Source organism: Flavobacterium sp., from assembly GCF_020217025.1.
Lineage (GTDB): Bacteria > Bacteroidota > Bacteroidia > Flavobacteriales > Flavobacteriaceae > Flavobacterium.
The window spans coordinates 1-10,000 of sequence record NZ_JAIWOF010000205.1 but is presented as its reverse complement, the minus strand read 5'-3'; the positions used below and the strand labels follow the sequence as shown (position 1 = coordinate 10,000).

At 31.6% G+C, this 10,000-nt stretch carries 10 protein-coding genes and 1 pseudogene; 3 read left to right on the top strand and 8 right to left on the bottom strand.

Going from position 1 to position 10,000, the window contains the following annotated elements; translation table 11 throughout:
• Both uvrA and LDL23_RS10650 read left to right on the top strand, forming a co-directional pair.
• On the top strand, window positions 1–2,522 hold a 2,522-nt coding region (gene uvrA / locus LDL23_RS10655), incomplete at its 5' end, for an excinuclease ABC subunit UvrA (RefSeq protein WP_291265682.1).
• Complete coding sequence (locus LDL23_RS10650; protein ID WP_291265681.1) at window positions 2,523–3,719, top strand: LETM1-related biofilm-associated protein; 1,197 nt, start codon at window positions 2,523–2,525, stop codon at window positions 3,717–3,719.
• On the opposite strand, the gene can is transcribed toward LDL23_RS10650, so the two are convergent.
• From can to LDL23_RS10625, 5 genes are all read right to left on the bottom strand, one after another.
• Window positions 3,716–4,351: a carbonate dehydratase gene (gene can, locus LDL23_RS10645; RefSeq protein WP_291265680.1), complete on the bottom strand. Its 636-nt coding sequence runs from the start codon at window positions 4,349–4,351 to the stop codon at window positions 3,716–3,718. The genes LDL23_RS10650 and can overlap by 4 nt on opposite strands.
• A gap of 106 nt (window positions 4,352–4,457) precedes the next feature.
• Entirely contained in the window at window positions 4,458–5,141 is a 684-nt protein-coding gene (locus LDL23_RS10640) for a carbonic anhydrase family protein (RefSeq protein ID WP_291265679.1), read from the bottom strand.
• Between the two features lie 13 nt (window positions 5,142–5,154).
• Window positions 5,155–6,750 (bottom strand): SulP family inorganic anion transporter, encoded by a 1,596-nt coding sequence (locus LDL23_RS10635; protein WP_291265683.1) that lies wholly within the window; start codon window positions 6,748–6,750, stop codon window positions 5,155–5,157.
• A 65-nt stretch (window positions 6,751–6,815) separates the two neighbouring features.
• The gene (locus LDL23_RS10630; protein ID WP_291265678.1) at window positions 6,816–7,037 is read right to left on the bottom strand and encodes a hypothetical protein; all 222 of its coding nucleotides are present in this window, start codon (window positions 7,035–7,037) and stop codon (window positions 6,816–6,818) included.
• Between the two features lie 145 nt (window positions 7,038–7,182).
• Window positions 7,183–7,662: a Dps family protein gene (locus tag LDL23_RS10625; protein ID WP_291265677.1), complete on the bottom strand. Its 480-nt coding sequence runs from the start codon at window positions 7,660–7,662 to the stop codon at window positions 7,183–7,185.
• A 95-nt stretch (window positions 7,663–7,757) separates the two neighbouring features.
• On the opposite strand from LDL23_RS10625, the gene LDL23_RS10620 reads away from it, so the two are divergent.
• Window positions 7,758–8,696: a LysR substrate-binding domain-containing protein gene (locus LDL23_RS10620; protein ID WP_291265676.1), complete on the top strand. Its 939-nt coding sequence runs from the start codon at window positions 7,758–7,760 to the stop codon at window positions 8,694–8,696.
• A 50-nt stretch (window positions 8,697–8,746) separates the two neighbouring features.
• On the opposite strand, the gene LDL23_RS10615 is transcribed toward LDL23_RS10620, so the two are convergent.
• The 3 genes and pseudogenes from LDL23_RS10615 to LDL23_RS10605 form a co-directional block, all read right to left on the bottom strand.
• On the bottom strand, window positions 8,747–8,941 hold the full coding sequence (locus tag LDL23_RS10615) for a hypothetical protein (RefSeq protein ID WP_291265675.1): 195 nt from the start codon (window positions 8,939–8,941) through the stop codon (window positions 8,747–8,749).
• A 132-nt stretch (window positions 8,942–9,073) separates the two neighbouring features.
• Entirely contained in the window at window positions 9,074–9,739 is a 666-nt protein-coding gene (gene mnmD / locus LDL23_RS10610) for a tRNA (5-methylaminomethyl-2-thiouridine)(34)-methyltransferase MnmD (RefSeq protein ID WP_291265674.1), read from the bottom strand.
• Window positions 9,740–9,810: 71 nt separating this feature from the next.
• Window positions 9,811–10,000, bottom strand: a pseudogene (locus tag LDL23_RS10605) (hypothetical protein); the annotation flags it as partial.

The following is a 10,000-nucleotide window of genomic DNA, read 5'->3' as shown; positions in this document are numbered from 1 at the left end:
TTGCGCCTGCGATTGCCATAGAACAAAAGGTAAACACCAGCAATGCACGTTCTACAGTAGGAACTTCTACCGAAATCTACGATTATTTAAAACTTTTATTTGCCCGAATTGGAAAAACCTACTCGCCTATTTCTGGTAAAGAAGTCAAAAAAGATACGGTTTCTGATGTTATTAATGATATCAAAGAGTTTCCAATAGATAGTAAATGGTTACTGCTTGCACCCATTCATTTAGAAGAAGGTCGAGCTTTAGAAGACAAACTTAAAGTTTTATTACAACAAGGTTTCGCTCGTGTTTTAGTAGATAACGAAATGGTGCGTTTGGATACTATTGAACAACACCAATTAGATAACAAAGACATTCTTCTAATCGTTGACCGAATTGTTGTTAAAAACGAAGAAGAATTCTACAATCGATTAGCCGATGCCGTGCAAACCGCTTTTTACGAAGGAAAAGGTGTTTGTTATTTGCAAGAAGTAGATTCAAAAAAACGTCTAGAATTCAGTTCTAATTTTGAATTAGATGGCATTACTTTTTTGGAACCAAATATTCACTTATTCAGTTTTAATAATCCTTACGGAGCTTGTCCAACTTGCGAAGGCTACGGAAGTGTTATCGGAATTGATGAAGATTTAGTGATTCCAAATACCGCCTTATCGGTTTATGAAAATGCTGTATTTCCTTGGCGTGGCGAAAGTATGGGTTGGTATCGCGACCAATTGGTAAACAACGCTTATAAATTCGATTTCCCAATTCACAAACCGTTTTTCGAACTTTCAGACGAACAGAAGCAATTGATTTGGGACGGAAATTCGTATTTTACAGGATTACATGATTTCTTTTCGGAATTAGAAGAGAAAAACTATAAAATTCAAAACCGCGTTTTACTTTCGAGATATCGCGGAAAAACAAAATGTACCACTTGTAAAGGAAAACGTTTACGTTACGAAGCTAATTTTATCAAAGTAGGCGGAAAAACAATTTCTGATTTGGTCGATTTACCAATTATAAACTTAATCGAATTCTTCAAAAAACTAGCATTAAACGAATACGATGCTAAAGTAGCGAAGCGTTTGTTAATCGAAATCAACAATCGTTTAGACTTTTTATTCAATGTGGGTTTGAGTTATTTGACTTTGAATCGTAACTCTAATTCGCTTTCTGGAGGGGAATCGCAACGAATTAACTTAGCAACTTCGTTAGGAAGTAGTTTGGTAGGTTCGATGTATATTTTAGATGAACCTAGTATCGGTTTACACCCAAAAGATACCGAAAGATTAATCGAAGTATTGAAAGATTTACGCGATTTAGGCAACACTGTAATTGTAGTAGAACACGACGAAGACATCATGAAAGCTGCCGATATGATTATCGATATTGGTCCAGAAGCAGGAACACATGGCGGTGAATTAGTCGCACAAGGAACTTATGATGAAATTTTGAAAGCTGATTCATTAACAGCTAAATATTTGAATGGAAAAGAAGAAATTTCGGTTCCAAAAACAAGAAGAAAATTCAAAAATCATATCGAAGTTATTGGCGCGAGAGAAAATAACTTAAAGAATGAAAACTTCACTTTCCCTTTAGAATGTTTGACAGTGATTACAGGTGTTTCGGGAAGTGGAAAAAGTACATTAGTTAAAAAGATTCTGTTTCCAGCTATTCAAAAAAAATTAGAAGGTGTTGGTGAAAAAGCAGGACAATTTACTGAATTACAAGGAAGTTTCTCTCATATCAAACATATCGAATACGTAGACCAAAATCCGATTGGAAGAAGTTCACGTTCGAATCCAGTTACTTATATTAAAGCTTACGATGACATTCGTGAACTATTTGCAAAACAAAACGTTTCTAAACTAAGAAATTATCAAGCTAAACATTTCTCTTTCAACGTAGATGGCGGAAGATGCGAAGTATGTAAAGGTGATGGTGAAGTAACCATCGAAATGCAATTCATGGCGGATGTTCATTTAGAATGTGAAGCTTGTAATGGAAAACGTTTCAAAAAAGAAGTGTTAGAAGTTACTTTCGAAAACAAAAACATCGATGACATTTTAAAAATGACTATTGATGAAGCCTTGTTATTCTTTACCGAACACAAACAGACAAAAATCACCCAAAAATTACAACCTTTACAAGACGTTGGTTTGGGTTATGTACAATTAGGACAATCTTCTTCTACCCTTTCTGGTGGTGAGGCACAACGTATTAAATTGGCTTCTTTCTTAGTAAAAGGAACGATTAAAGACAAAGCTTTATTTGTTTTTGACGAACCTACAACGGGTTTGCATTTTCACGATATCAAAAAATTATTAGCTTCATTTGATGCGTTATTGGAAAAAGGACATTCGATAATCGTAATTGAACACAATTTAGATTTAATCAAATGTGCCGATTATATTCTTGATATTGGTCCAGAAGGTGGAGAAAATGGAGGGAAATTAATCGCTTTTGGAACACCTGAAGAAGTAGCTAAAAATAAAAACTCAGTTACAGGAAAATATTTAAAAGAGAAACTATAAATGATAAACCCATCTGCAAACGGTTGGATTGACAAGTTTTTTGCTGAAAACAATGACAATTTCATTGATTTTCAATGTAATACTTTGTCATTTTATGAAGATTGTAGAACTACAGGTTTTATTTATGGTTATGTGGTACGTTACCAACTTCAAAACCAAATCAACACTACAAAATGGTCGTATGATGAAGTGACGAAAGTTGGGTTTTTAAACACCCTTTTTTCATTATATCGAATTGAAAAATCAAATGGAACGAAAGAGGATTTCATCAATTCGGTTTACCAATTTTACAAAATCATTCAGCCTGAAAATCTGAATTTCATCAAAAAATTACTTCCAGAAGGAACACACAGTTCACGCTTGGAAAAAATTATGGATGACCGAATCCAAACGAATAATAATACGATTAGCAAGAATTTCTCGCACATTATTACCAATGCACTTTTGTTTATTGATGTTTTGGCATTCGAACATTATTTAAAAAATGAAACCTTACCATCCGATTACCTAAAAAATATAGAATCCGATTGTATTAAAATTGTTTCGTTAGCTTTAAAAATTAAAGAACGAAAATCAAAATACGATGAATTATTGGTGAAATTGTTTGAAAATTCAATTCGTTATACCAAATTCAATACTATTGAAAATATCGAATTATCGGAAATCAAATTGATGCGTCATACTTCGTTATTGGAAAAATTGTATTTATTAGATATTGCTCAAATGGCACTTTGGAGCGATGAAAAATTGGAATCGAATGAAGAGAACTTTTTAAAGCAATTAAGTCAAGATTTAGAATTAGATCCAATATTACTTGATAAAAGCACAAAAGAAATTAATGCTTTCATTGATACATACAAATCGGAAATTCCATTTTTTAACTATTCGAATCCAATAAAACATTTTTACGATCAAGCGAATAAAAATGTAACTAAACTAATCATCCGCAATAAAGACAGATTAACTAAAGAAATCAAAGAAAGTGGCGAATTAATGCAGCTTTTAGCTAAATCTACCACAAAAGATTTAAGCAAAGAAGAAAAAAAGAAAGTAAAAAAACAGTTGCTCGATATCTGTAAAACAGTACCATCGTTAACTATCTTTTTACTTCCAGGTGGTGGCTTGTTATTGCCTATTTTAATAAAATTTATCCCTCAGTTATTGCCTTCGGCGTTTAATGAGAATTTGGATGATTAAAACTTCAACTGATACACATCATCCAAATCTTTATCGCAACTAAAATTTACGCCTAAATCGGTAACGTAACCATCATTTAAACCGTAAACCCAACCGTGAAGCGATAATTCTTGTCCATTTTTCCATGCATTTTGAACAATGGAAGTTTTGGCTAAATCCATTACTTGTTCTTTCACGTTGATTTCTACAAATTTATTAAAGCGCTCTTTTTCATCGGTAATCGCATCTAATTCTTCATGGTGAAAACGATATACATCTTTAATATGACGAATCCAATTATCGATAATTCCGATAGAACTATTTCCCATTGCAGCTTTAACACCACCGCAACCATAATGTCCACAAACAATTACATGTTTTACTTTTAAGGCATTTACAGCGTAATCTAAAACACTCAACATATTCATATCGGTATGTAAAACCATGTTGGCAATATTTCGATGCACGAAAACTTCTCCAGGCTCTGCACCAATAATTTCATTTGCAGGAACACGACTGTCAGAACAACCAATCCATAATAATGGAGGCTCTTGTCCATCTGCCAAATTTTTAAAATAATTTGGACTAATAGCCAATTTGTCTTGCACCCATTTTTTGTTATTATCTAATATTTTCTTATAAAAATCACTCATTATCATAATCTATGTAGTATCAAATATAAAACAAAAAAGCTATCCTATTCAAACTTTATCATATTGAAGAAGAGATAGCTTTTATAATTTTTAGATTAAATGCAAATTAATGTCTCAATTTAGCAACTGTAAAATTCGGATTTAATTCATCTTTAATAAAAAGAACATCATCATAAAAAGTCACTAACCCAGTTTCAATATCATGCATAGCACCAACAATACCTATTTCGCCATTTTCAACCATTTGCTCTAAAACAAAACTGCGTTCAATGATGTTTTTCACATTTCGTTTCACATTGATTTCTGATACATTTTCTACAAAAGCAGAATTAGAAGAACTTCTATCCTCTGTAATTGTGTTTTCCTCATAAACAGCGGGTTGTATTTTAGATAGTAATTCGGTTAGATTACCCAATTTCACGTGGTCGCAAGCCCCTTTTACTGCACCACACTTACTATGACCTAAAACCACAATTAATTTAGAACCAGCGACTTTACAAGCAAATTCCATACTTCCTAAGATATCCGTATTTACAATATTCCCGGCAATTCTTACCGAAAAAATATCGCCTAATCCTTGGTCAAAAATTAATTCGGCAGAGGTTCTACTATCAATACAACTTAAAATCGTAGCAAATGGCCATTGCCCGTCACGAGTTTCGTTAACTTGTTCTAATAAATCTCTATGTGCTTTTAAATTATTGATAAAACGATCATTTCCCTCTTTTAAAAACTGTAATGCCTTACGAGGAGTCATCTGTGCTTGTGTTTCTTTATTATGTGCTTTCATATTTATAGTTGTATTATTTTATTTCTTCAGTTGATTCTTTAATTTTTACATGTTTAAACTCAGTATTTTCTAAGTCATAATGCTCTTTAAACCCTTTCAATGTTAAATCGATTTCTTTGTCTTCCGCTTTCACATTTCTAAAATCTTTAATTAATTCTACCACATCAAAATCGATATATCTGGTATTTGAAGCATCAATAATTAACTTCGAACCTTTTGGAATACTTGCTAATGTATTTTTAATCGCTGCTTTATTCAAAAACGAAACTTCTTGCGCTAATTTAATAGTAATAACATCACCATCATGAAAAGATTCTTTCTTGAATGAATAGGCTATTTTTAAGTTTTGATATAAAATAAAAAGAATACTTACGGCTAAGCCTATTCCAACCCCTTTTAATAAATCGATACGTACAACAGCAATTACAGTTACTACAAAAGGTATAAACTGAGAATATCCATTGTTCCACAAATGTACAAAAACGCTTGGTTTTGCCAATTTATAACCCACCATTAATAAAACTGCAGCTAAAGCCGCTAATGGAATTTTGTTTAAAACAAATGGTATTGAAAGGGCAAAAGTAAATAAAAGTATCCCATGGAAAATGGTAGATAATTTTGTTCTACCCCCTGAATTTATATTAGCAGACGAACGAACAACGACTGATGTCATTGGCAATCCACCTAATAAACCACTAATTAAATTTCCAATACCTTGAGCCTTTAATTCACGATTAGTGTCTGTAAATCGCTTGTATGGATCTAATTTATCTGTTGCTTCAATACACAATAAGGTTTCAATTGAAGCGACAACAGCAATCGTAACAGCTACAATCCAAACTTTTTCATTTGTTAATGATGTGAAATTTGGCAGAGCAAAACCATTTTTAATTTCGGAGAGTGATGGTAAATTCACCAAATGATTTTGGGCAACAATCGCTAAATTAGAACCCGATTGAATAAAAAATTCATTCAATAAAATACTTACTACTACTACAACCAAAGCTCCTGGAATAATTTTAATATTTCGTAAAGCAGGAACTTTTTCCCAAGTAATCAAAATAGCTATCGAAAGTAAAGCAATAATTAAAGCACCAGAATGAATATAATTTATCGACTCAATTAAGGTATCAAAAGTAGTATGACCTGATTTTTCAATATAAAAGAAATCGCCTTCATTGTCAACATCATGACCAAAAGCATGCGGAATTTGTTTTAAAATAATGATAATTCCTATGGCAGCTAACATTCCTTCAATTACACTGGTGGGAAAATAATTAGAAAAACTTCCTGCTCTTAAAAAACCTAAAGCAATCTGAATTAATCCAGCCAAAATTACCGCAACCAAAAAGATATCAAAACCACCTAAATCAGTAATCGCTGTCAAAACAATAGCGGTTAAACCAGCCGCTGGCCCCGTAACACTCAAGGCAGAATTACTTAAAAACCCAACAACAATACCTCCAATAACCCCCGAAACAATACCTGAAAACAAAGGCGCACCAGAAGCTAAAGCAATACCCAAACATAAGGGTAAAGCAACTAAAAATACAACAAGACCAGATGCAAGATCTCCTCTTACATTGGAAAAAATAGAATGATTATTCATGAAAATTTTATAATACATTAATACTACACTCAAAAAAAAAGGAGTGTTAAGAAAAAATAACTGTATTATAAATTATTTGGAGGCGGAGAAAAAATTTGATGTGCTAAATTATCAAAACTCAAATCATGCTCGACTAAAACATTTAATTCATTTACCTCGAAAGAAGAAAAATTAATATAAGAATAATGAATTGTTGGTATGGATTTAATTTCATTAAAAGGCGCATGATTTTCTTCTTCTTCACACATATTGTAAAAATAAGACGTATCAGCCTCCTTATCTATCATTCCAATCAATGTCGGTGTAGATAAAAAAGTTATGAAAATAAATAAAAATATATTCACCAATAATTTCATACCGCGAATATACTATTTCAATAGTATACAACTCTTAATTTTTTTATAAAAAAACCAACATGAGTAAAAGCTGTTGTTAAATTTCTTCTTCCATCCATGCTTTTAACATCCAATTTGTTTTTTCTTGTTCTGCAATAAAATCGCTCATCATAGAATTTGTTCCTTCATCATTTATAGCATTCGATTTAGTCAAAATTGTTCTTTCTATTTGTAATAAAACAGACAATGAATCTAAAATTAATTGAATGGCTTCGACATCTTTCGAAATTCCTTTTCCAACTTTTAATTTACTATTTTCTATATAATCTGAAAAAGTGTGCAAAGGTGTTCCTCCCAGAGTTAACACACGTTCGGCTATCAAATCGATTTTAATTTGACTGTCATTATATAATTCTTCAAATTTTAAATGCAAATCAAAAAAACGTTTTCCTCTAATGTTCCAATGTAATCCTCTTAAATTTTGATAGTATATTTGAAAGTTAGATAACAATCCATTCAATTCTGTTACTAATTCCTCTGATTGTTCTTTTGGTAATCCTAAACTATTTAATTTCATAATTCTTAATTTATTTATTCAAAATTAAAATTTTAAGCCCTTATTATTAATAAATTTAATTGATAGTTTTTATATTTGTATCAAATTTATCAATAATGACAATTACACAACTATATTACGTTTTGGCAGTTGCCGAATACAAAAATTTTACTTTAGCTGCTGAAAAATGTTTCGTTACCCAACCTACATTAAGTATGCAAATTCAAAAATTAGAAGATGAATTAGATATTCTTATTTTCGACAGAAGTAAAAAGCCTATTCTATTAACTGAAGTTGGGGAGAAAATCGTCAATCAAGCTAAGAATATTGTTAACGAAGCAGGAAGAATAAAAGACATCGTTGACCAACAAAAAGGTTACATTGGTGGCGAATTTAAAGTGGGAATTATTCCAACGGTTATGCCAACTCTACTTCCTATGTTCTTAAATAATTTTATTAAAAAATATCCAAAAGTCAATTTGATTATTGAAGAACAAACAACTGAGGAAATCATAAAAAAATTAAAGAACGGTCATTTAGATTGCGCTATAGCAGCTACTCCTTTGGAAGAAGAAAATCTAAAAGAGATTGTTTTATATTATGAGCCATTTGTAGCTTATGTTCCAGCAAATCACCCTGCAATAGATAAAAAAGAAATTGAAATTGCGGATTTAGACTTAGATAAAATTCTGCTTTTACAAGACGGTCATTGTTTTAGAAATGGAATTTTAAATTTATGCAAAAACAATAAATACATTACCGATAGTCATTTCCAATTGGAAAGCGGAAGTTTTGAAACCCTAATTAAATTAGCGGATGAAGGCTTAGGTACAACTTTACTGCCTTATTTACATACTTTAGATTTAAATGATAAAAGTAAAACAAAATTAAAATCATTTAAAGATCCTAAACCTGCTCGTGAAGTAAGTTTGATTTATCCTAAAAATGAATTGAAAATTCATATAATTAATGCTTTACGCGACACTATCGCTGGTGTTGTACGTGGAGCTATTGCTTTTAGTGATGTTGAAATTATCAGTCCAAAAACAAAATAATACCAATTTATAGCATAAAAAAAGTCCCGAGGTTATCGGGACTTCTATTTTTAGTTGATATAAATTAAACATTGTCTTAATTCAGGCTTTTCTTCAGTAAATTGTAGAAGCCACTCTCTCAATTGATCTATTTCGTAAGGAAGCAATACTCGAACTGCTTTCTCTAATTCTTTACAAAATAGTTTCGCATCAAAACTCACTCTTTCCAAAATTGACTTGGTGTAAGAAAACATCGGTCTTGGCATACTTTTTCTAGATAAAAGGTTAGACTAGGGGTAAGAACTTGTTGTAAAGATAAATAAAAAAACGTTTCAAAAATGATTTAGTTGACAAAAAAAATGCTAAATTTTTATTAAATTCTTACTCTAAAGCAAGAATCAACTATTTTTTGTAGCTCGTAACATTTCACGTTTTCCTGGAGCTCCCGGTAGTTTTTCAATTGAAAATCCGACACTTAACATCGCATTCTTAATCGATGAACGACAAGCATAGGTAACCAATGTTCCTTTCGGTAAAAGTGCATCGTACATCTTCTTAAAAATAGCTTCACTCCACAATTCAGGTTGTAATGGAAATCCGAAAGCGTCAAAGTAAATTAAATCATATTGCTCTTTATCTTCGATATCTTGAAAAAACTGTTTTCGCTTGGTAAGAATAAAATTTTCAGTGATGTTTTGTTGGCTTTCCCAATCACAAGAATGCATCTTATCAAAAACGGCTTGATATTGAGTTGCTTGTAATTCGGCAACATAATTCATTTGAGCAATTTCTTCACTAGAAATTGGGTACGCTTCTACTCCAACATAATTGACTTTTTCTTTATTTACAGTTTCCAAAAAAGTAATAAACGCATTCAAACCCGTTCCAAAACCAATTTCTAAAATGGAAATCGAATCTTGTTTTTGAAATAAATCCAATCCGTTTTTAATGAAAACATGTTTGGCTTCCTGAATAGCACCATGAGTAGAATGATAGTTCTCATCCCAATCCGGAATTCGTATGGTAGTGGAACCGTCATCGGTAATAATAATTTCTCTTTTCATAGTAAATTCAAAAAAGAAAAGGTTTAAGAATTCGTAATCTAGTTCTTAAACCTTTTTTATTTTAGGAGCAATTACTCAATATATAGTTTCTTAATTTTTGGTATCGGTCCACCACATTTTACTTCATGGCATTTGATACAAGCATCAATTCCGTTATTAAAGTGCTCCTTCGCATTCTTCGGATCTTCATAAATCAATTCCTGAGCTTTGATAAATTTAGCCGCTTGTTCATCAAAAAAAGCATCTTTATCCGTTTCGTCA